General features: G+C 71.7%; 23 protein-coding genes. 17 read left to right on the top strand and 6 right to left on the bottom strand.

The features are described 5' to 3' along the window. Nucleotides 1-109: 109 nt before the first annotated feature. From WA762_RS16900 to WA762_RS16930, 7 genes are all read left to right on the top strand, one after another. Complete coding sequence (locus WA762_RS16900) at nucleotides 110-1171, top strand: bifunctional DNA primase/polymerase (RefSeq protein ID WP_335936569.1); 1062 nt, start codon at nucleotides 110-112, stop codon at nucleotides 1169-1171. Next, nucleotides 1168-2727 (top strand): DNA primase family protein, encoded by a 1560-nt coding sequence (locus WA762_RS16905; protein WP_335936570.1) that lies wholly within the window; start codon nucleotides 1168-1170, stop codon nucleotides 2725-2727. Before WA762_RS16900 ends, WA762_RS16905 begins: the two co-directional genes overlap by 4 nt. A gap of 205 nt (nucleotides 2728-2932) precedes the next feature. Further along, nucleotides 2933-3319: a DUF6009 family protein gene (locus tag WA762_RS16910; protein ID WP_335936571.1), complete on the top strand. Its 387-nt coding sequence runs from the start codon at nucleotides 2933-2935 to the stop codon at nucleotides 3317-3319. Between the two features lie 228 nt (nucleotides 3320-3547). After that, nucleotides 3548-4024: a hypothetical protein gene (locus tag WA762_RS16915; RefSeq protein ID WP_335936572.1), complete on the top strand. Its 477-nt coding sequence runs from the start codon at nucleotides 3548-3550 to the stop codon at nucleotides 4022-4024. Between the two features lie 391 nt (nucleotides 4025-4415). Continuing rightward, nucleotides 4416-4778 (top strand): DUF2089 domain-containing protein, encoded by a 363-nt coding sequence (locus tag WA762_RS16920; protein WP_335936573.1) that lies wholly within the window; start codon nucleotides 4416-4418, stop codon nucleotides 4776-4778. Then, entirely contained in the window at nucleotides 4775-5035 is a 261-nt protein-coding gene (locus tag WA762_RS16925; protein WP_335936574.1) for a hypothetical protein, read from the top strand. Before WA762_RS16920 ends, WA762_RS16925 begins: the two co-directional genes overlap by 4 nt. Nucleotides 5036-5055: 20 nt before the next feature. Continuing rightward, on the top strand, nucleotides 5056-5487 hold the full coding sequence (locus tag WA762_RS16930; protein ID WP_335936575.1) for an SHOCT-like domain-containing protein: 432 nt from the start codon (nucleotides 5056-5058) through the stop codon (nucleotides 5485-5487). A gap of 191 nt (nucleotides 5488-5678) precedes the next feature. On the opposite strand, the gene WA762_RS16935 is transcribed toward WA762_RS16930, so the two are convergent. After that, nucleotides 5679-6215 carry a hypothetical protein gene (locus tag WA762_RS16935; protein WP_335936576.1) on the bottom strand — a complete coding sequence of 179 codons (537 nt, stop codon included), beginning with the start codon at nucleotides 6213-6215 and terminating at the stop codon, nucleotides 5679-5681. 349 nt (nucleotides 6216-6564) lie between these two features. Next, nucleotides 6565-7017, bottom strand: a complete 453-nt coding sequence (locus tag WA762_RS16940) for a hypothetical protein (protein WP_335936577.1) — start codon at nucleotides 7015-7017, stop codon at nucleotides 6565-6567. A 151-nt stretch (nucleotides 7018-7168) separates the two neighbouring features. Here WA762_RS16940 and WA762_RS16945 point away from each other — a divergent pair, with 151 nt between their 5' ends. The 4 genes from WA762_RS16945 (at nucleotide 7169) to WA762_RS16960 (ending at nucleotide 10587) form a co-directional block, all read left to right on the top strand. Then, nucleotides 7169-8428 carry a sensor histidine kinase gene (locus tag WA762_RS16945; protein WP_335936578.1) on the top strand — a complete coding sequence of 420 codons (1260 nt, stop codon included), beginning with the start codon at nucleotides 7169-7171 and terminating at the stop codon, nucleotides 8426-8428. Next, on the top strand, nucleotides 8413-9060 hold the full coding sequence (locus WA762_RS16950) for a response regulator transcription factor (protein WP_335936579.1): 648 nt from the start codon (nucleotides 8413-8415) through the stop codon (nucleotides 9058-9060). The genes WA762_RS16945 and WA762_RS16950 overlap by 16 nt, the downstream gene beginning before the upstream one ends. A 255-nt stretch (nucleotides 9061-9315) precedes the next feature. Then, nucleotides 9316-9720, top strand: a complete 405-nt coding sequence (locus WA762_RS16955; RefSeq protein ID WP_335936580.1) for a toxin-antitoxin system YwqK family antitoxin — start codon at nucleotides 9316-9318, stop codon at nucleotides 9718-9720. Nucleotides 9721-10131: 411 nt separating this feature from the next. Then, nucleotides 10132-10587: a hypothetical protein gene (locus WA762_RS16960; protein WP_335936581.1), complete on the top strand. Its 456-nt coding sequence runs from the start codon at nucleotides 10132-10134 to the stop codon at nucleotides 10585-10587. A 214-nt stretch (nucleotides 10588-10801) separates the two neighbouring features. Here the strand turns inward: WA762_RS16960 and WA762_RS16965 are convergent, their stop codons facing one another. Continuing rightward, nucleotides 10802-11512, bottom strand: coding sequence for a restriction endonuclease (locus WA762_RS16965; protein WP_335936582.1), 711 nt, complete (start codon nucleotides 11510-11512; stop codon nucleotides 10802-10804). A 630-nt stretch (nucleotides 11513-12142) separates the two neighbouring features. Between WA762_RS16965 and WA762_RS16970 the strand changes: the two genes are divergently transcribed. The 4 genes from WA762_RS16970 (at nucleotide 12143) to WA762_RS16985 (ending at nucleotide 15576) form a co-directional block, all read left to right on the top strand. Continuing rightward, the gene (locus tag WA762_RS16970; protein WP_335936583.1) at nucleotides 12143-12661 is read left to right on the top strand and encodes a hypothetical protein; all 519 of its coding nucleotides are present in this window, start codon (nucleotides 12143-12145) and stop codon (nucleotides 12659-12661) included. 82 nt (nucleotides 12662-12743) lie between these two features. Continuing rightward, on the top strand, nucleotides 12744-13589 hold the full coding sequence (locus tag WA762_RS16975) for a DUF4097 family beta strand repeat-containing protein (RefSeq protein ID WP_335936584.1): 846 nt from the start codon (nucleotides 12744-12746) through the stop codon (nucleotides 13587-13589). 203 nt (nucleotides 13590-13792) lie between these two features. Continuing rightward, nucleotides 13793-14797, top strand: coding sequence for an ATP-binding cassette domain-containing protein (locus WA762_RS16980; RefSeq protein ID WP_335936585.1), 1005 nt, complete (start codon nucleotides 13793-13795; stop codon nucleotides 14795-14797). Further along, complete coding sequence (locus WA762_RS16985; RefSeq protein WP_335936586.1) at nucleotides 14794-15576, top strand: ABC transporter permease; 783 nt, start codon at nucleotides 14794-14796, stop codon at nucleotides 15574-15576. The genes WA762_RS16980 and WA762_RS16985 overlap by 4 nt, the downstream gene beginning before the upstream one ends. 185 nt (nucleotides 15577-15761) lie before the next feature. Here the strand turns inward: WA762_RS16985 and WA762_RS16990 are convergent, their stop codons facing one another. The 3 genes from WA762_RS16990 to WA762_RS17000 form a co-directional block, all read right to left on the bottom strand. Then, nucleotides 15762-16445, bottom strand: a complete 684-nt coding sequence (locus tag WA762_RS16990; protein WP_335936587.1) for a hypothetical protein — start codon at nucleotides 16443-16445, stop codon at nucleotides 15762-15764. Between the two features lie 284 nt (nucleotides 16446-16729). Further along, nucleotides 16730-17845 carry a DUF6923 family protein gene (locus tag WA762_RS16995; protein ID WP_335936588.1) on the bottom strand — a complete coding sequence of 372 codons (1116 nt, stop codon included), beginning with the start codon at nucleotides 17843-17845 and terminating at the stop codon, nucleotides 16730-16732. Between the two features lie 169 nt (nucleotides 17846-18014). Continuing rightward, entirely contained in the window at nucleotides 18015-18734 is a 720-nt protein-coding gene (locus tag WA762_RS17000) for an MBL fold metallo-hydrolase (protein WP_335936589.1), read from the bottom strand. 438 nt (nucleotides 18735-19172) lie between these two features. Between WA762_RS17000 and WA762_RS17005 the strand changes: the two genes are divergently transcribed. Together WA762_RS17005 and WA762_RS17010 are read left to right on the top strand one after the other, a co-directional pair. Next, nucleotides 19173-19619 (top strand): MarR family winged helix-turn-helix transcriptional regulator, encoded by a 447-nt coding sequence (locus WA762_RS17005; protein WP_335936590.1) that lies wholly within the window; start codon nucleotides 19173-19175, stop codon nucleotides 19617-19619. A gap of 64 nt (nucleotides 19620-19683) precedes the next feature. Next, nucleotides 19684-21102: an MFS transporter gene (locus WA762_RS17010; protein ID WP_335936597.1), complete on the top strand. Its 1419-nt coding sequence runs from the start codon at nucleotides 19684-19686 to the stop codon at nucleotides 21100-21102. Nucleotides 21103-21129: the final 27 nt, after the last annotated feature.

Below are 21129 nucleotides of genomic sequence, written 5' to 3' on the forward strand. Positions count from 1 at the left end.
GTCAGAGACAGGGACTGAAGCCTTTTACGACCGGACGGACAAGGACGACTGCGTGCGGCGCCACGGTGAGACGAGCCCCGGAGCTCCCCCTGCCCGGCAAGTGCCCTCGATGTCCGTCGCCCGCTGGTGCGCGGGCAAGGGCTGGCCCGTCCACCCCCTGGCCCCCGGCCGGAAGACCCCGGCCGGGAACTGCCCCGAGTGCCGGGACCGGCACCACGACCCGCGCACCTGTCCCTGCCTCCCGGCCGGACGGCCCTGCCACGGCTTCCACGCCGCGACCACCGACCCCCGGCGCATCGAGAAGTGGTGGACCGACAGCCCTCGTTCCGGTGTGGGGGTGGCGTGCGGCCCCGCCGACCTGGTCGTCATCGACATCGACGCCCACTCCGCGCCCGTCCCGGACCGCAGCCGCCTGCTGCCGGGAATCCCGATCCACGAGTCCGTCGACCTCGCCGGCCTGGCGTCCGGGTTCGACACGATGGCGCTGCTCGCCGCCTACCGGGGACAGGGCGCCCCCGCCGAGGACGAGAGCACCCTGCGCGTACGGACCCCCTCGGGCGGGCTGCACATCTGGTACCGGAACCCGGACCCCGGGACCCGCTACCGCTCCTCGGCCGGCTCCAGCCCCAAGGTCGCGCTGGCCTGGCAGGTCGACGTACGGGCCGAGGGCGGTTACATCGTCGCGCCGACGACCCGCACCTCCCAGGGCTTCTACGAGCCCCTGGGGGCCGCCCGCACCCCTGCGCCGCTGCCGTCCTGGCTCGCGGCCGAACTGGCCCGCACCGGCCATGTCGTGCCCCCTGCGGCCCCGAAGCCCTCACACGCCCCCTCAGGGCGCGCGGCCGCCCCCCGGGTCCCCACCGTGCCCGGGGCGCGGCGCAGCCGCCGTCCGAAGTCCGCGCACCGGGTCCTGGCCCCGCTCGTCGACGAGGTCACCCGCTGCGCGGCGACGCCGGAAGGAGCCGGCTTCACCGAGAAACTCAACCGCGCCGCGTTCACCGCCGGAGGACTGGCCGCCGCGGGCCATCTCCCGGAGGACGACGTCCGCGAACTGCTCGCCGCCGCCGCCCACCGGGCCCGTCCCTGGCAGCAAGCCCGTAACGAGAAGATCATCCACGACGGTCTCGCAGCCGGGGCCACCCGACCGCTCCATCCCGAAGGACGTTCATGAGCAGCGCCGAGAGCACGCGCTTCGACGCCACTGCCGCCGCTCAGCAGATGCTCGACCTCGAAGCCCGGGAAGAGCCCGCCCCGGCCCCTGCGGCGTCCCCGCCCCCCGCGGCCGCCCTGCCGGCCCAGTCCGTTCCCGGAACGGCCCTGTCCCCGGCGGCCTGGCCGCCCCCGGGACAGCTGCCCGGCACACTGACCGACCGCGGCAACGCGAAGCTGTTCGCCCGCCTCTACCGCGACCAGTTCCGGCATGTGGAGGGCCTGGGCTGGTACTCCTGGGACGGCTACCGCTGGAAGCGGTCCGGCGGCGAGAAGGCGGCCCTGTGGGCGGCCGGCGAGATGGCCGAGGAGATGCCGGACACGGACCCCCGGGGGATCTACGGGGACCGGGAACTGCGCCTCCACAAGAAGCGCACCCTGTCGACCACCGGCATGAAGGCCCTCCTGACCCAGGCCAAGGCGTCCCCGGACCTCTCCGTCGACCCCGACACCCTCGACGGCGACCCCTACGCCCTGTGCACGCCCGAGGGCATCGTCGACCTCAAGACCGGCCGCCTGCGCAAGCCCGACCCCACCCGCGACTTCCACTCCCGCGCCACCAGCGTCGCCCCCCGGCACATGCCCACGCCCCGGTGGCACCGGTTTCTCGCGGATACCTTCGGCGACGACGCCGAGGGCCAGGAGATGATCGACTTCCTGCATCTGCTGCTGGGCTACTCGATCACCGGGGACGTCGGCGCGCAGGTCCTGCCGTTCCTCCACGGCCAGGGCAAGAACGGCAAGTCGGTCCTTCTCGACGTGATGATCCAGATCCTCGGCGACTACGCCGACGCCGCCCCGCCCGGCTTCCTGATGGACCGCGGGGCGTTCTCCGAGCACTCCACCGAACTCACCGAACTCCACGGCCGCCGTCTGATCGTGTGCAGCGAGCTCAAGCCGAACGACCGCTTCGACGAGGCCCGGGTGCGCCTGCTCACCGGCGGCGACAAGATCAAGGCCCGCCGGATGCGGCAGGACTATTTCTCCTTCACCCCCACCCATCACCTGTGGCTGCTCGGCAACCACCGGCCCGAGGTGTCCACCGGAGGCTTCGCGTTCTGGCGTCGCATCCGCCTGCTGCCCTTCGAGCGGATCGTTCCCGACGAACGGAAGATCGACAATCTCGCCGTCGAACTCGTCGTCGACGAGGGCCCCGGCATCCTGCACTGGCTCACCGAGGGCGCCCGCCGCTACCTCGCCACCCGGGACACCCTCGCCGGCCCGGACCGGGTCCGTATCGCCACCACCGCGTACGCCAACACCGAGGACCACATCGGCCGCTTTCTGACCGAGTGCTGCATCCACGACCCGGAACGGCCGGAGCTCCGCGTCGAGCAGGGTCTGCTCTACGCCTCCTACAGCACCTGGTGCACCACCAGCGAGGGCATCCGCCCCGCCACCGCCCGCACCTTCGCCACCCGGGTCCGTCAGGAGGTCGGTCTGGCCTCGCCGGCCGACATGATCAAATCCAACGGCCGCAAGTTCTACCCCAACCTCGCCCTGGCAGCCGAACAGTGAACGACATTCGCGCCCTCCCGTCCGCCCACCCGCCGGGACGCCGCCCCCTGCGCCCGCGCCGCGGCCCCCTCTACGATGGGAGCACGGCCCACCGGGCGCACGCCCCCGTACCGGGAACGACATCCCGGACACCGCAGCGGAACAGCGGTACACCCATCAGGCACCACCCGGACCGGTGCACGCGGACGAAGGAAAGGTCGTGGCCATGAGCTCGCTACTGACCGACGGCGACCTCACCCACGAAGCGCACGTGGTGTGGCTGGAAGACACCGATCACCTCGATTACGTCCGCCAGGCCCTGGACAAGACCCCCCGCCGGCGCAGCAGACCCCGTTACGCCCGCGACGGGCGCATGATCGGCTACGTCGAACTCGACGCCGCCGCCGAGGCCGACCCGGACAGCGGTCTCTACCGGCGTCGCGTGTTCTTCCTGCTGCCCCATGACCGCGACTCCGACCCCGACGGCGTCTACCGGCAGGGCGCCCCGGGCGAGGCCGTCGACCCGAGGACCATCCAGCCCAACAAGGCGGGCGAGAAGACGCCGCGTTCGCAGCGGGGCACGGCGACGGCCCCGGCGCGTACCCACTCGTAGCCGGCCGGGTGTTCCGCCGGGCGTTCCGCGAGACGTCCTGGCGGAACACCCGGTGTCCGGCCGGACCTCCGGACACGCAGAATTTCCCGCACCGATATTGATTGATATGGATTTCGGCAATCCCTAATAATTCCTGATTCTCGCGGAAGGGTTTTCCGTCGGGGATATGTGGGAGTTTCATCAGTGGCTCTGAACCGCAGGGCATTCTGGCCTGATGAAGGGAAATCCATGAAGCTCCGCGCCTTCCCGCCCCTCGCCGTCGCGACCGCGGTCCTCGCGGTCGGGGGCATGCTCGCGGCCCCCGCCCAGGCGGCCGTGTCCGCGCCCGGCGCGTCCCGTTCCGCCCAGGCGGCCGGCGCGCGCCCCACGTCCGACACGTTGATCCGCCCGACCGCGACCCTGCGCAAGAACCAGGCCTGGACCTCGGGCAACGGCCGGGCCGTTCTGCGGGTCCAGGAGGACGGCAACTTCGTTCTCTACAAGGACAGCCGACCGGTGTGGCAGGCCCCCGGCGCCTACCCCAACGGCGACCACGCAGTCATGCAGACGGACGGGAACTTCGTTCTGTACGACCGTGGCGGGCGCGCCCTCTGGGCCTCCGGCACCTGGCACAAGGGCGCCTATCTCGCCGTGCAGGACGACGGCAATGTCGTCGTCTACGACAAGGACAGGCGTCCGGTCTGGGCCACCAACACCGGGGACTGAATTCTTCCGGCCGCGAACTGAACCCTCCCGTGCCGAGGGCTGAATCCTCCTGGTGATCCGGCCCCGGTTTTCTCCTGGTTTCTTTCACGGCATCGGACCCGGGGGGCCCCGCCCCCCGGGTCCGATGTCTTTTCGTTCCTGTGTTCCGGGCGTCGGCCGGCGGTGCCGGTCAGGTGCCGGTCAGGGCCCGGGCGGACCGACCGGGGTGTGCGCCGCGTGCGGCGTGCCGCCCGTGCGGCGTGCCGCACGGGCCGGTGAACGTGCAGGAGGCTCACGCGGCTGACTCCCTTCAAGATCAACTTGAGAAAATTAAGGTTGAGTCGTTGCCATCTCAAAAATCTCAAGGTATAAATGAATGGCGGACGCTTCGCCGAGAGCAAGGGAGCCGAGGGTGGACTGGCAGGAACTGACAGACCTGACGCAGGGGCGGCCGTTCGTGGTCGAGCGGGCCCGGCTCGCGGACAGCGGGGTCGCGATCGAGGGGCAGTTCGAGCCGCCGCAGTTGGCCCGGCTCGGCGTCGAGGACCAGGTGTTCGTCGCCGCGTTCGTGCGGTCGCACGGCTCGATCAAGGAGATGGAGCGGATCTTCGGGGTGAGCTATCCGACGGTCAAGTCCCGGCTGAACCGGATCTCGGAGCAGCTCGACTTCGTCGACACCGATCCGGAGCCCAGCGGCGCCGACGTCGTGGACCGTCTGCGGCGGGGGGAGATCAGCGCCCAGGAGGCGCTGGCCGAGCTGGAGAGGCCCCGGTGATCGCGTCTCTGGTGACGGTGCGTCACCGCTGCTCGGACGGTCGTCGGCTGAGGCTGTACGTCCCCGTCCTGCCGGTGCTGCTGGTGCTGTCGCCGCTGCTGCTGCTCGCGGTGGCGGCCGGACTGGTCGCGTGCCTCGTCAGCCGGGTCAGCCCGGTGGGTGCGCTGCGGGGCGTCGGGCGGCTGCTGTGGGCCCTGCCCGGCACCCGGTTCGAGATCGAGCAGGGCCGAACGGCCGTACTGGTAAGCGTCAGATGATTCGGAGAGGGAGAGCAGCCATGAACGAACAGCGCCGCCAGATCCTGGAGATGCTGGCCGAGGGCAAGATCACCGCGGACGAGGCCGAACGGCTCATCGGCGCCCTCGAACGGCAACGGCCCGAGCCGTCGCCGGGGGCCGCGTCCCAGCCCAAGCCCCGGCCCAAGTACCTGCGGGTGGTGGTGAACTCGGCGGACGAGCCCGGTGGCGACGGGCCGAGCCGGGTCAACGTCCGGATCCCGTTGCAGCTGCTGCGCGCCGGGGTCCGGCTGACCAGCCTCATCCCTCCGCAGGCGCTCACCAAGGTCAACGCGGAGCTGAGCAGGTCCCAGGTGCCGATCGACCTCACCGCCCTCAAGCCGCAGCACCTCGAGGAGCTCATCGAGCAGCTCGCCGACGTTGACATCGACGTCGACGATCCCGAAGCCAAGGTGAAGGTGTTCTGCGAGTGACCTGAGGGACAGCCCAGCCCTCAGCCGCAGCTCCAAACGCCCGCCCGGACGACGGGGGAGGCGGGGTTGCGGTCCTGCCTGGCCGGTCGCACCGCCGACCGGCCGGCGGTGCGACCGGGTGCGACCGGCCGGCGGTGCGCAACGGTCCGGGGCGACCCGCCCGCGTTCCCGGACGGACCGTCAGCAGCGACTCACGCGAGGCGGGCGGCGGGAAGCGGATCCACATCGAACGGGCGGGGCCTCAGGACATCGACGGAGCGTGCGCGCACCAGCCGCAGCGCCGCGGAGAGGTCCGCTCCGAGGTAGTGCAGGGAGTTGAAGGAGCGCGACTCCCAGACGGGGAACTCGCCCTCCGCGCTACGGGACGCGCTGTCCCACAACAGGGCGTCGCCGTTCTCGCTCCACGCGAAGACCTCCAAGGAGGGGGCCAGGGACCAGCGGCCGTCGGGTTCCACCATCCAGTCGAACGCCTCGCTCTCGCCCTCTCGATAGCTCGCGCGGAAACGCCGCGTCAGCTCGGCGCCTCGGCCCTGCCAGCCGTCGGCGTATCCCGGCAGGACAGGGGGATAGACCAGCCACAGCCCGAAGACGCGTCCCCACCCGGCGCGGCGGACGAACGCGCGATACGAGGCGGGGAACCCTCCGCCGTCCGAGAAGCGGTATCCGTCGAGGGCCTTGAGGTCGATGTGCTCGATCGTGGGCGAATCCCGCAGGCGCAGGTCAGTCATCGCATTGTTCACCATCCCGCCGATGGTAACGATCGCACCGAACAGGAGCAGTGGTCGCTGCTCACCCTCTCGCCGAGCCAGGAGGATACGGCGGCGATGCTCTTGATGCCCGTGACCATGCGCGCGTACTCCGACGTGGCATCCGCGTGGGGAACGACGCGCCTGGGCCTCGTCTTCGAACTGGCGACGTCCGCCCGTGCCGTCGTCGGACAGGCCGAGCAGGACGGCTCCCCGCCGGCCGAGGCCCCGCGGAGCCCGGCGGGCCTCCGGGACGGGGGACGGTCTCCCGATCCGGTCCTGCTCGACCGGGCGTCGGCGCGGGGTCGCACGGAGCGGCGCCCGAGCCCGGTCAGCGCCCCTTGAGGACCCCCTTGCGGAAGGCGGCGCGCAGCGCGGAGCCGCGGGTGATGAACGCGAGGCGGATGACGGGCAGCATGCAGACGACCTGCATCACGGCGTACCACGGCGGGCAGACGCCCGGGATCAGGTCGACGCCGATGATCGCGATCGGCATGATGACGGCGAGGGTGCTCACGCGCTCGAAGGCCCCCCGGGATCCCCGGGAAGCGGAGACGGTCATCCGGTGGATCAGCACGGCGACCACGGGCAGCAGGACGGCCCGTACCCACATGAACGTGTTCACCGTGTGACTGCTGAACGACACCGCGACGACCGTCAGGAGTGCGACGGCGCTCAACGTGCCGTACACCTTGACGCTGCTTCTCGCCGTGTCGAACGCCCTTTGGACACGGGGGTCGTCGGGGAGTGCCGCCTCGGCCGTGGTGTGTGTGTCGGTTTCCATGCTCAGCGACGCTACGGAGCGCTTGGCCGAAGCGGTATCGGTCTGGGCACACCGATGGGTGGGGGTAGCCCCACTCCCCGGCCGACCGGGGCAGCGGCGGGCTCCGCGCGGTGCAGAGTGGAGGCACCGAACGGCAGGCGAAGGAAGAAGAATGAGAGAGCTGGGTTCGTGGGCGGCACGCGTCGGCGTGGGCTTCGTGCGGGCGTGCGTCGTGGCGGGCGTCACCATGCTGGTCCCGGCCGTGTGGGCCGCCGCCGTGGCGCTGGGGATGTGGTGGGGAGCGGGAAACCCGTGGTCGTGGACGGCGCCGTTCGTGCTGGTGTCCGTGGGCACGCTCGTCCTGTCCCGGCCGGTCTGCCGGATGGTGCGCTTCCTCGTCGCGAGGTGGACGGCCACCGTCGTTCCCGCCGGATACCGGCAGGCCGGGCCGGTGACGCGGATGTCCACCGGGTACTGGTGGAACGGCTTCTCCTACGAGCGCACCCGGCGCGACGCCCTCCTGGACCAGAAGTGGCGGGTCCGGTGGACGGACCCCGCCAACTGGCGCGACCTGCGGTTCACCGGGATCGCGCCGCTCACCGCGGGGCTGGTCGCCTCCCTCCCTCCGGCCGGGGCGGCGGCGGCGATCCTCGGGCTCGGTCGGCCGGGGTTCGCCGCGCGGTTCGTCGGGCTGCTCGGCCTGGTCGTGGCCGTCGCCGGGGCCCCGTACGCCTGGCGGCTCGTCGAGCCGGTGGCCGTCCGCTTCCTGCGCCCGTCTCCCGCGATGGCGCTGGCGGACCGGGTGGACGAGCTCACCGCCCAGCGCGCGGACACGACGATCGCGCAGGCCGCCGAGATCCGCCGGATCGAGAGGGACCTGCACGACGGGGCGCAGGCCCGCCTGGTCGCGCTCGGGCTCTCCCTGGCGACCGCGGAGAAGCTGATGGAGACCGACCCGGAGCGGGCCAAGGCGCTGATGCGGGACGCCCGGACCGGCGCCACCGCCTCGCTGGCCGAACTCCGTGAGCTGATCCGGGGGATCAGTCCCCCGGTGCTGAACGAGCGAGGGCTCGTCGACGCGGTGCGCGCCCTCGCCCTGGACATCCCGCTCGACGTGGCCGTCAGCGCCGACGCCCGGCCGACGCTGGACCCGCCGATCGAGTCGGCCGTCTACTTCGGCGTCGCCGAACTGCTGACCAACGCGGTCCGCCATGCCCATGCGTCGCGGGTGCGCGTCCGCCTCGCCGGGGGCGGGGCCGGCCTCGTCGTCGAGGTGGAGGACGACGGCCGGGGCGGGGCGGACGCGCGGGCGGGCGGCGGGCTCGCGGGCCTGCGCCGCCGCCTCGCGGTCTTCGACGGGACGGTGGAGATCAGCAGCCCGCCGGGCGGCCCGACCCGTGTCAGGATGGCGGTGCCATGCGAATCGTTGTAGCCGAAGACCTCTACCTCCTGCGCGACGGGATGGTCCGCCTGATCGAGGCGTACGGACACCAGGTGGTGGCGACGGCGACCACCGGACCCGAGACGCTCGACGCGCTGCGGACGTGGCGCCCGGACGTGTCCGTCGTCGACGTCCGCATGCCGCCGGACCAGTCGGACGAGGGCCTGCGGGCGGCCCTCGTCGCCCGGGGCGAGATACCCGGGCTGCCGGTCCTCATCCTCTCCCAGCACGTCGAGCAGTTGTACGCCCGGGAGCTGCTGGCCGATGGCTCCGGAGGCGTCGGCTACCTCCTCAAGGAGAGCGTGTTCGACGCCGACCAGTTCATCGGAGCCCTGGAACGCGTCGCGGGCGGCGGGACCGCCATGGACCCGGCCGTCATCGCGAAACTGCTGTCCAACAGCTCCCCGGACCGGGGACTCGGGCGGCTCACCGAACGGGAGCACTCCGTGCTGGCCCTCATGGCCGAGGGGCTGTCGAACCAGGCCATCGGCCGCCGCCTCTTCCTCAGCGAGAGCGCCATCGGCAAGTACACCACCTCCATGTTCGGCAAACTCGGCATCTCCGACGACGACGACACCAACCGCCGTGTCCGCGCCGTCCTCACCTACCTGAACAAGCCTTAGAACTCGCACGAAGAGGCGGGGGGCTTGCTGTGGTCCGGTTGTCCCCGGGTGACGCCGCACCCGTGCTCCGGCTTCCCGAACAGATGCCGCCGTGCCCGACAGCGCTCCTTGGGCGACCCTCGCGATTTGGCAGAATCGGATCGGAGCGGATATCACAAGTCACCGGCAACGGGCGGAACTTGCGGACCGGCCGGCCGACAGGGTGCGCCCGTCGAACCACACGGGCAAGACAGGCAAGAAGGCTAGGAGATCTCCATGGATCGAGTCCCGGCGGACCGGGTGGGCTTCGGAGACGACGGTCTCCACTACCTGGACGACGTGCCCTTCACCGGGGTCGCGTTCACGGAGAAGGGCGGCGCCCTCAGGTCCGAGGCGACCTACCGGGAGGGCCTGCGGTGGGGGCCGACGAAGGAGTGGTACCCGTCTGGGCAGCCCATGGTGGACTCGACGTTCGCACGGGGGGCGCTGCACGGACGGGCTCGGGAGTGGTACAGGAACGGGCAACTCGCGGAGGACGGCGAGTACGAGTACGGCATCGCGCTGTGGGCGAAGCAGTGGGATGAGAACGGTGTCATCGAGGACGACCACACGCTGACGGAATCCGACCCGGACCATCAGACGCTGGTGCACTTCCGGTCGCTCTACGGCGGAGCGTCCTGACCGTGACAGGATTGCCGCCCGCCTGTCCGACGAGACGGCCGCCGGCGCTGCGATGACCACAGCCGCAGCGCTGCGCGTACGTCGGGGAGCGGCGCGTCCAGGCCCACCCAGCGGTGGCACATCGAGCGAGCCCCCTTTCGGCGTCCCGCTCGTCGCTGAGCGTGCCCGAGTGCATCAGGTACCCGCCAGTCCTCGCCGCTCGCGCTGAACCGAGGCCTCCCGGTCATCGGCCGCGCCAGGTGATTGGTCGGAGCATGTCAAAAATCATGGCGGTGTGCCTTGTCGTCTCAAGGGGGTCGTGCCTCAATGGGGGAGCCAGGGCCCCTGACGAAGCGTCAGGGGCAGGCGATGTTCCCGGCGCGGCACGGCGAACTCGCGCCGGCGATCCCCCCACACGAAGGGTCAACCACCATGAGGCATGGCATACGGCGGATAGGCGTCTGTTCCGCCCTCGCCGCGGGCACGCTCGCGCTGGCCCCCACGGCCGGCGCGGTCAGCCCCACCACCGCCACCATCTCCTTCGACTGCGGCATCTACGGTTCGGGCAGCGCGACCCTCACCGCCACCCAGAACGGCACGGCCGCGACCATCAACGTCTCGACCTCCGCCATCACCGCCCCCATCCAGGTCGGGGCCAACTCCGTGAAATCGACGCTCACGCTCACCAAGGGCACGAGCACGGTGACGTTCACCGGCAGCTCCAACCCCACCATTCCGGCCGGCAGCCCCGTGTCCACGGGCCCGCTCAGCGGGACCGTCGCCTCGGGGGACAGTCTGCAGGCCAAGTCCCTCAAGGTCGTGGTCATGGGCATCACCGCGACCTGCAACGCGACAACCGCTCAGTCCCCGGGGCCGTTCGTCTTCTGACCCGTTCCTTGAGCGGCTGAGCGAGGAGCGGAACTCCCACACGGCCGGGCGGTACCGTCCGCCCGGCCGTCCGGCCGTCCGGCCGTCCGCCGTCTGCTGTCTGCCGTCTGCCGAGCGGTCGTACGCCGGTCCGTCCGTTCCGTTCCCGGGCGGGCGGGTCGCCATCCGGGCGTCATGCCCCTGACGGCGGCGGGGCAGGGGACGCCCCGCGTCGTCAGGTCGACGTCCCCGGGCTCCGGGGAGGCGGCACGGCGCGCAGCAGCTCCCACAGGGGACGTCCGCCGCCGGCCCAGGTGGCCAGCGTGGACCGGTCCACCAGGTGCAGGCGCTGTGACCTGGCGAAGTCCAGGGCGGGTTTGGAGAAGCGGCCGTTGGTGACCAGGACGATGACGTCACCCCCGTGCACGGGCCGACCTGTGCCGTTGAGGACCTGGAGATCGGGCGTTCCGACGGCGGCCCCGGCCAGTCCGGCGCGGCGGTGCTTGCACTGGATGACCCACCGCCGGCCGTAGGGGTCGGTGGCCTTGACGTCGGCGCCGTTGTCCCCGGCGCCACCGACCTGGACCGCGTCGGTGCAGCCGTCGCGGTACATCAGATCCCGTACCGCGAACTCGAAGTCACGGTGGTGCAGTTGGTCGAGGCGCGCCATCGGGTAACGCAGGGCCCGGGCGGCCGTCCGCCGCTGGCGGACACGTCGGAGCCGCTCCCGCCACCACACAACGGCCCCTGCGGCGGCGAGCCCGAGGACGAGCGGTACGACCCAGAAGTGCCCGGCGACCCAGTGCGCCAACCGACTGACGGCCCACAGCGAGACGAGGGCGAGCGCCAGAACGGCACCGCCGCTGACCTGTGCGGGGTGTCCGCGTCGGCGTTGGCGTCGGCGCGGCCGAGCCGTACGCCGCCGTACCGGACGGCGGCTACTCACCGGCCCGTCCCGGGCGTCGGCGACCCGTGGTGTCGGCGCGCCCGCCGGTGTCCGCATATCCGCTGCCCCACGGCATTCCCACCCCTCCCCGGCTGCCGCGCCTCCTCGTGCGGCCGGTCCATGAAACCAACCGGGGAGATCGGTGTGTCACCGGAAGGCGACTATCGGTCATGAATGGCCGAGTGCGGTCGTTCTCGGTGGGCCCCGTCGGAACGGGTCGAAGGGCGCGGTGGTCGGCCGGCCGCCGCGGAGTGCCGCTCTGTTTACGACACCGCGCCGCGTCAGGTGGTGCCGTGCGGTGTCAGGTGGTGCCAGATGGCACTGGGTGGCGTCAGATGGCACTGGGGGCGTCAGATGGTGCTGCGTGGTGCCGTGGTGCCATGGTGCCGTGGCGGCGTCAAGCGGTGCCATCCGGTGTCATGTGGTGCCATCTCGGTGTCAGCCTGCGCCATCCGGCGTTCTTTCTCTCCTCTGGGGGTGCGTAACTGGGTATGGCGTCCCGATGGCGCGGGTCGCCTTCTCTGTGTTTTCGCAGCTCAAGTTGGCTGTGGTCGGTTGCGGCCGCGTTCGCGCCATGCTGGGTGCCAATCGGGCTTGCGTATGGTGCCATCGTGGTGCCATGATGACGTCATGGACCTCACGCCGTATGTCGAAACCCTTCGCCGCGAGCTTGCGGTGGCCGCCGAAGCTGGTGGGAAGGACGCCCGCGAGCTGGCCGAGCGGCTGACCGCTCCTCTGGAGTCGGCGACTCGTCTGACCATGCTCAACGTGCTCTCCGCCGCGATGGACGAGATCACCCGCGAGCTCGCCCCCGGCTCGGTCGACGTACGGCTGCGCGGGCTGGACCCCGACTTCGTGGTGACGCCCCCGCCCGCCGCCGGCGTTCCCGTGGAGGCGGCCGTCGCGCCCGTCGAACCGCTCCCGCCGCAGTCGCCCGCCGATGGCGACGAGGGCGGCACCGCCCGCGTCAACCTGCGCCTGCCGGCCCACCTCAAGGCGCGCGCCGAGGAGTCCGCGAGCCGCGAGGGCCTGTCGGTCAACGCGTGGCTGGTACGGGCCGTGTCGGCCGCGGTCGGCGGCGGCGCGCAGCCGCGTACGCCGGAGAAGGCCCGCACCATCGGACAGAGCTTCACGGGCTGGGTGCGCTGACCGCGCCCACGCCCGCCCTTCTTCACTCACACCACGTCCCACCAGCGGGGACGCCCACGAGACCCATGAGGACGGAACAGCCATGCCTTCTTTCGAGACCCCTGAGCCGATCAACGCCACCGCCCACGTGTCCGCCGGCTCCGTCCAGTTCACCGCGGGCGACCGCCTCGACACGGTCGTCGAGGTCCGGCCCCGCGACCCCGAGCGGGACCAGGACGTGCGGTCGGCCGAACAGACCGAGGTCACGTACGCGAGCGGCGTCCTGACCGTCCGGACGCCCAAGCAGCGCTACTTCGTCGGGCGCACCGGCACCGTCGACGTGACGGTCGAACTGCCCACGGGCTCACGCGTCGACGTGACCGGCGCCTGGGCCCAGGTGCTCGGCGAGGGGCGGCTCGGCGAGGTCCGGGTGAAGACCTCGACCGGCGACGTGCGCCTCGACACGACCGGGCCGCTCCAGCTGAACGCCGCCCACGGCTCGATCACCGTCGACCGGGTCGAGGGCCTGGCCGAGATCACCACCAGCTCCGGCAGCCTGAGCGTCGGCACCGTCGACGGCCCCGCCGTCCTGAAGAACTCGCACGGCGCCACGACCGTCGGCACCGCGATCGGGGACCTGCGGGTGAGCGGCGCCAACGGTGACATCACCATCGGGTGCGCCGAGAGCTCGGTCACCGCCACCACCGCCCACGGCGCCCTGCGCGTCGCCGAAGTCGCCTCCGGGAACGTCCAGTTGGAGACCTCCAACGGTTCCATCGAGGTCGGCGTGCGCGAGGGCACCGCGGCCTGGCTCGACGTCAGCTCCGGCCTGGGGCAGGTGCGCAACACGCTCACCGCCTCCGAGGGCCCGGAGAAGACCGAGGACACCGTCGAGGTCCGCGCCCGGACCCGCCACGGCAACATCGACATTCGCCGCGCCCGGGCCTGAGCGTCGCCCACTCCCATACGCGCCCGGGCTGGGCGTCGGCCCACCCCGTCCGCCGCGCCCGGGTCCGTCACGGCGACATCGACGTCCGCCGCGCCCGGGCCCTGAGCCCGGCGGCCCCGCCCGACCCGCGCCGCCCCGCCTCACCCGCTTCTCAGTCACTGTCTTCAGCCTTCGAACGGGAGGACCCCATGCCTTCTTCTGTCATGCCCACACCAAGACGTGCCGATGCGCAGCCGCCCGCCGCCGTCTCCACCGTCGGCCTGCGCAAGTCGTACGGCGACAAGACCGTCCTCGACGGCATCGATCTGCACATCCCGGCCGGATCCGTGTTCGCCCTGCTCGGACCGAACGGTGCGGGCAAGACCACCACCGTGCAGATCCTGTCCACGCTCATCGCCGCCGACGGCGGGCAGGCCCGGGTCGCGGGCCACGACGTCGCCACCGCGCCGGACGGGGTACGGGTCGCGATCGGCGTCACCGGGCAGTTCGCCGCGCTCGACGACCTGCTCACCGCCGAGGAGAACCTGCTCCTCATGGCCGATCTGCTGCGCCTCGGCAGGCGCGAAGGCCGTTCCCGCGCCCGGGAGTTGCTGGAACGGTTCGGGATCGCGGACGTCGCCGGCAAGCGGGCCGCGACCTTCTCCGGCGGCATGCGGCGCCGGCTCGACATCGCCATGACACTGGTCGGCGACCCGCAGGTGATCTTCCTGGACGAGCCGACGACGGGTCTCGACCCGCGCAGCCGCCGCACCATGTGGGACATGGTGCGCTCGCTGGTCGCGGGCGGCACCACGGTCTTCCTCACCACCCAGTACCTGGAGGAGGCCGATCAGTTGGCCGACCGGATCGCCGTGCTCGACGGCGGCCGGATCGTCGCCGAGGGCTCCGCCGACGAGCTCAAGGCGCGGATCCCCGGCAGCCATGTACGGCTGCGGTTCACCGACCCCGCCGAGTACGAGCGCGCGGTCGCCGCGTTCCCCGGGGCCGCCCGCGACGAGGAGAACCTCGCCCTGCGCGTGGCGGGCGACGGCGGGCTGGACTCCCTGCGCGGTCTGCTCGACCGGCTCGACGCCGCCGGGATCCGGGCCGCCGACCTCTCCGTGCACACCCCCGACCTCGACGACGTGTTCCTCGCCCTCACCGGCGACGGCACCACCAGGACCGGCGCCGCCACCACCCCGCTTCACGTCAAGGAGACCCTGCGATGAGCACCCTCACCTACGCCGTGCACGACTCGATGACGATGCTGCGGCGCAACCTCAAGCACGCCCTCCGCTATCCGGCGGTGGGATTCGGCGCGGCCATGACCCCGATCCTGATGCTGCTGCTGTTCGTGTACGCCTTCGGGGACTCGATCGGCGCCGGGATGGGCGGCGGCCGGGACGAGTACCTGAACTATCTGACCCCCGGCGTCATCGTCATGGGGGTGGCCGCCGGCTCGATGTCGACCTCGATCGCGATCTGCTCCGACATGACCGAGGGCATCGTCAACCGCTTCCGCACCATGAACATCACGCGCTCCTCGTTCATGACGGGCCATGTCATCGGCAGCGTCATCCAGACGATGGTGTGCGTCGTCCTGGTCGTCGCGGTCGCGGTCGCCGTCGGCTTCCGGCCGGAGGCGAACCCGCTGGAGTGGCTGGCCGCCGTCGGCCTCCTCGCGGCCATCGCGTTCTCGGTGACCTGGCTGTCGGCCGCGCTCGGCCTGATGTCCAAGACCGTGGAGTCGGCGAGCAACAAGCCGCTGCTGATCCAGTTCCTGCCGTTCCTCGGCTCGGCGTTCGTGCCGGCCGACTCGATGTCGCCGGGCCTGCGCTGGTTCGCCCAGTACCAGCCGTTCACGCCGATGACCGAGACCCTGCGTGGTCTGCTCTCCGGCTCCCCGATCGGCGACAACGGCTGGATCTCGCTCGCCTGGTGCGCGGGCATCGCCCTGGTCGGCTACGTCTGGTCGCGCTCACTGTTCAACAGCAGCACCAAGCGCTGAGAGCCCGTCTCTTCACCCGAGGGCCCGTCCTCGAACCGTCGCCCGCCACGCGACGCCCGTTCGAGGACGGGCCCTCGGCCGCTCTTCGTGCACGCGCCGCGGCGGAGGCTCGACGCACGCGAACCCTCCGCCCGCAGCGCCTCCGGCCGCCGTCCCCGGACGCCCGGTCGGCCGTCGGCCGGTCCTCACGCACTCCGGCCGGCCGAGGCCCGCGGATAGCCGATGGCCTCGACGGCGGCCCGCAGCTGGGCCGGCGTCACCTCCGGGTTCAGCGCGGACACCACCTCGGGCGTCAGCGGGCGCAGCGCGTGGACATGGCGTACGGCGTCGAGGTCCACCGGCTTCCCGTAGTAGTCCTGGGCCCAGTCCCGATACCTCTCCGGGTTCCCGTCGGTCAGGAAGCCGAACAGGTAGCGCGCGCCGTCGACGTCGTCGCGACGGGCTCCGCCGAAATCGATCCGCCCCGTCCGCCACTCCGGGTCCCCGCTCTCCCGCCACAGGCAGACGGTGACCTTCGGAACCCCGTCCGTGGCGAAGGACGGCTCTTCGACCAGGGGGCGGAACACCTCCGGCACCGAGTCGAGCACACCCGGCCACGGAGTCCCGTTCCCCGCCCAGGGGCTCAGGGGCGATTCGTGGTCGAACCCGCGGATGTAGACGCCGTCGGACGAGAAGACCACCGAGTACTCGTCGCCCCCTCCGCTGGCCATCCACGCCAGCTGCCGGGTCTTCGACCAGTGCGCGTCGAAGCCGTGCCGGCGGTACGGGAGGTCGGGTTCGAGGATCGCTTCGACCATGGCCATCGAGCGGCACAGGTCGCGCAGGGCGGCGATGCCGGGAAGCCGGCGGGCGATGTCGGGCGCAGTCATACGGGGTATTGCAGCAGACGCCTCCGACAACGCGGGCCGGCGGCGGGCCAACGGGCCGAGGCGACAAGGGGCCAAGGGGCCAAGGGGCCAAGGGGCCAGGGCGGCAAGGGGCCAGGGCGGCAAGGGGCCAGGGCGGCCAGGGCGGTCACGGGTCGGCGGCCGGGATTCGGGGGACGGCGTCGGGGCCGGGCGGGGCCGCCGCCGGACCACCGCGACCGCGTGGCCCGCCCCGACGTGGTCTCGGCGGCGGTGGCGGTGGCGGCAGCGGTGGTCCGGGGGCTCCGTCAGGCCAGCCGGGTGGCCCTCAGCCCGTCGAGCGGGTATTCGGCCGGCAGCGTCGCGGGATCGCCCGGCACGGTGATCTGCACGGCGATCGGCCGCGAGCTCCCCGCCTCCAGGAGCTGATCGGCCTGGGAGTCGATGTACACCTTGCCGTCCGCGTACGTGACGTCAACGCCGGACGCCACGGCCTTCGCCCCGTGTGCGGCCCGCAGGTCGAACGAGATCCGGAACCTGGACGTCGCCTTGCCCCGCCGGTCGGCCTTGTCGACGGCCGTGATGGTCAGCTCGTAGCTGTACACCCGTCCCTGGGGGTCGTAGTTCTGCCACGAGCCGTTGAGCTTCTTGGTCACGACGATCTCGTCGTAGCTGGGTGCGATCGGCATCGGCGTGATGCGCCCCGCCCCGTTCATCACCTCCAGGCCGTCGACGGGGATCTTCCCGTGACCGATCCGCTCGGCCCGGTCGGGCACGGTGTCGCCGGTCAGGTCGAGACGGTTGACGTTGCCCGCCGAGTCGACGGCGTAGAAGAGGCCGACGGAGTCGAAGAACGTGGCCGAGTACGACCTCCGGGAGCCGCCGGACCGGCTGGCCTCGGCGGGCGGGAACACCCTCCGCTTCAGCACGGTCCTCATCGGGTCCTTCCGGGGATCGATGTGGAGCAGATCGCCGTTGTCGCCCTCGACCGAGATCAGCCGACCGTCCTTCGGGTGATGGGCGAAGTCGTCCCACCGCCCGGAGCCCGGATGGTGGCCCGCGGTCGCCGTCCGGGCCACCACGTCGATCGTGTAGCTGGGCGCCCCGGGGTCGCCCGCGACGAGCAGCGACTTCCCGTCCGGGTCCATGTCTCCGTCGTACCAGGTCAGTCCGCTCGGCAGCCCGTCGACGGGCGCGTCCGAGACCGTGCCGGCCTCCACATCGATGGTGACCAGCCGGTTGCCGCTGACGGCGAAGAGCAGCGGTTCCTTGTCGTCGCCCCGGTACTGCGCGCCCATGGCGGTGTAACCGGCTTTGTACGCCAGCACGTTCTTCGCCGGTCGGGTGTCCCCGTCGATGGGGTCGAAGCGGTAGATCCGGGTGTTCGTCCTGCCCACCGCCAGATAGACCTTACGGTGTGTCATGGTGCGGTTCCTTTCGGCAGCGCGATGGATGCGCTCCAGGATCGATATGTGCCGCAACACACCGCAAGGCCGTGAAGTGGTCAGCCGATGACAAAAGGTCAATTCTGGTTGCCCGCCGTGTCGTCGGCGTGCCCGTTTGACGACGGGAGCCGGCGGTGGGCAGCGACGGTCACGCCCAGTCGGTCTCCGGCGTGGCCGCCCGGAGCGCGGCGCCGGCGTTCTCGGTCAGCGGCAGGCCGTGGGGCACGCAGACCGTTTCCACGTCCAGCGCGGCCAGCCGCCGGAAGGAGGCGACGGCCTGAAGCCTGTCCACGTTGAACGGGCCGAGGACCGCCCGGCCGTCCACGGTGGCGACGGTGTCTCCGGGGAACAGCACACCGCTCGACGGGAGGTGGAGTGCGATGCTGCCGGGGGTGTGTCCCGGGATGTGCAGGACGTGGACGGGTTCGGCCCAGCCGTCGAGAACATCGCCCTCGCCCAGCTCGACGTCCACCGGCACATGCCTCAGCGCGGGCAGGCCCGCGTCGGCGAGGCCCGCCGTGATCTCCTCGTGCAGGGCCTTTTCCGTGGCGGTGTGGACGGGCTCCGGCTCGGGCGCGGCGCCGCGGATGAACGGCGCGTCCAGGGCGCCGGCCAGGACCTGGGCGCCCGTGGCCGCGACGAGGTCCCCGGCCGAGCCCATGTGGTCGATGTGGGAGTGGGTCAGCACGATCTGCCGTATGTCCCCGGGACGCCCGCCGATCCGGCCGAGGGCGTCGAGGATCGCCGGGGCCGATCCGGGCACGCCGGTGTCGATCAGGGCGTACCCGTCCGGCAGGCGGACGAGGTGAACATGGCCGACGGGAAAGGGCAGTTGCCACACGGAGGGGGTGAGCGGGACGAGTTCCATGCCGTCACGCTAGTCGGCGGCCGAGCCGCGCCGGCCGCTTTGCGCTGCGGGTGAATTATGCGCGGGGTGAACGGCCCGGCCGCGAGCGGCGCCGGTCCCGAGGCCTCGGCATTCCGGGGAGGCGATCGCTCCGACCGGCATCGGCGACGACTGATGCCGCGCCGCATCGACGGCCGACGCCGATGACGGGTGCCGCGCCGTGCCGACGGCCGACGCCGATGACGGGTGCCGAGCCGCGCCGACGGCCGACGCCGATGACGGGTGCCGAGCCGCGCCGACGGCCGACGCCGATGACCAATGCCGATGGCTGGTGGCGTCGACGACCGGTGTCGACGACCGGATCCATCGGCGTTCCATGCCGGGCGACGATCATTCGCGCAGCCTGCACTGTACAGGTGAGACTGGACAGCTAAGCCTGTGGAAATTAGCGTGGCGGGCATGAGTGAGAACCCGAGCCTGTCGCCCTCGGCGGTTCAGGCGTCGCGTGACGTCCGCGCGGTCATCAGCCGCCTGCGCCGCCGCATCCTGAACGCCTCCGAGGTCGAGGACATCACCTTGAGCCAGGCGTCCATCCTGGCCCGCCTGTCCGGCAAGGGGCGCGTCACGGCCAGTGAGCTGGCCTCCGCCGAGGGAGTGCGGCACCAATCGGTCACGGCGACGGTGGCATCGCTCGCCGCGAAGGGGCTGGTGGAGCGGACCCCCGACCCGGCCGACGGGCGGCGCCTGCTGATCGAGCTGACCGCGGAGGGCCACCGCCGGGTGGAGGAGGGACGGCAGGCCCGGACGGAATGGCTCGCCGGTCAGTTGCAGACCAAGTGCACGGAGAAGGAACGCGAGGACGTGATCGCTGCCATGGCCGTTCTGGAACGGCTGACACGTGACTGACACGAGGGCGGACGCCACGAGAGAGACGGACCGGCCGGGCTTCGACCGGCGGCTGCTGCCGGCGATGATATTGGGTTCGGTCCTGAACCCGATCAACTCGACGATCATCTCCGTCGCGCTCGTTCCCATCGGCAGGGCCCTGGGCGCGCCGTCCTCGCAGACCGCGTGGCTGGTCTCCGCCCTCTACCTGGCCACCTCGCTGGGGCAGCCGGTCGTGGGACGGCTCATCGACATATTCGGGCCGCGCAGGCTCTTCCTCCTCAGCACGGGCCTCGTCGGCGTCGCCGGTGTCGTCGGCGCCCTGGCGCCGAACCTGGGCGTGCTGATCGCCGCGCGCGTCCTGCTCGGGTTCGGCACCTGCGCCGGTTATCCCGCCGCGATGGCACTGCTGCGCAGCGAGGCCAAGCGCACCGGACGCGACAGTCCCGGCGGGGTGCTGACCGCCCTGGCGGTCGCCAACCAGACCATCGCCGTCATCGGCCCGCTGCTGGGCGGTCTGCTGATCGCGGCGGGCGGCTGGCGAGCCACCTTCGCGCTGAACGTGCCGCTGGCCGTCGCGGCCGTGCTGCTGGGCCTGTGGCGGCTGCCCAAGTCACCTGGCAGGGACGGGACTTCGCGGAGCGAGAGCCTGGCCTCCCAGATCGACCTGCCCGGCATGGGCCTGTTCGCCGCGATGCTCGTCGCGCTGCTGTTGTTCCTGATGAACCTGCACCTGCGCGACTGGTACCTGCTGGTGATCGTCGCCGTCGCGGCGACGGCGTTCACGGTACGGGAGCTGCGGGCCGCCACCCCCTTCATCGACCTGCGGGTGCTCGGCGGCAACACCCCGCTCCTGGCCACCTACGGGCGCGCCCTCGTCGCCTACGTCGTCGCCTACGCCTTCCTCTTCGGCTTCAGCCAGTGGACCGAAGAGGGCTACGGGCTGACACCCTTCCATGCCGGGCTGGTGCAGATCCCCACGTTCCTGCTGGCGATCGGTGTCTCGATCATCTCCGGGCGGCGCGCGGGCGTGCGCGGGAAGCTGTTGGTCGGCGCGGCCGGACAGATCGTCGCCTGTCTGGTGATGCTGACGCTCACCGGGAAGAGCCCGCTGTGGACGCTGCTCGTCGTCGCCCTGGCCTTCGGTGTGCCGCAGGGGCTGAACAACCTGGCCCTGCAGAACTCCGTCTACTTCCAGGCCGATCCCGAACGCATCGCCTCCTCGGCCGGGCTGCTGCGCACCTTCGCCTACATCGGGTCGATGATCGCCTCCTCCGCGACCGCCGCGTCCTTCGGGCAACGCGCCGACACCGGCGGCATGCACCAGCTCGCCTGGGTCATGCTCGTCGCCGGCGTGCTCTACCTGTTGCTGACCGCCTTCGACCGCACACTCGGCCGCGCGGCGGGGAGGGACGGCGCGGAGGGGAAGGGCGGCGCGGAGGGGAAGGGCGGTGCGGCGGGTAGGGGCGGCTCGGAGGGCCGGGAAGCCCCGCCGGAGAAGTAGACGTTCCGGGCGGCTCGCGCCCCCTAG

The sequence above is a fragment of the Streptomyces tyrfis genome (assembly GCF_037034285.1).
Lineage (GTDB): Bacteria > Actinomycetota > Actinomycetes > Streptomycetales > Streptomycetaceae > Streptomyces.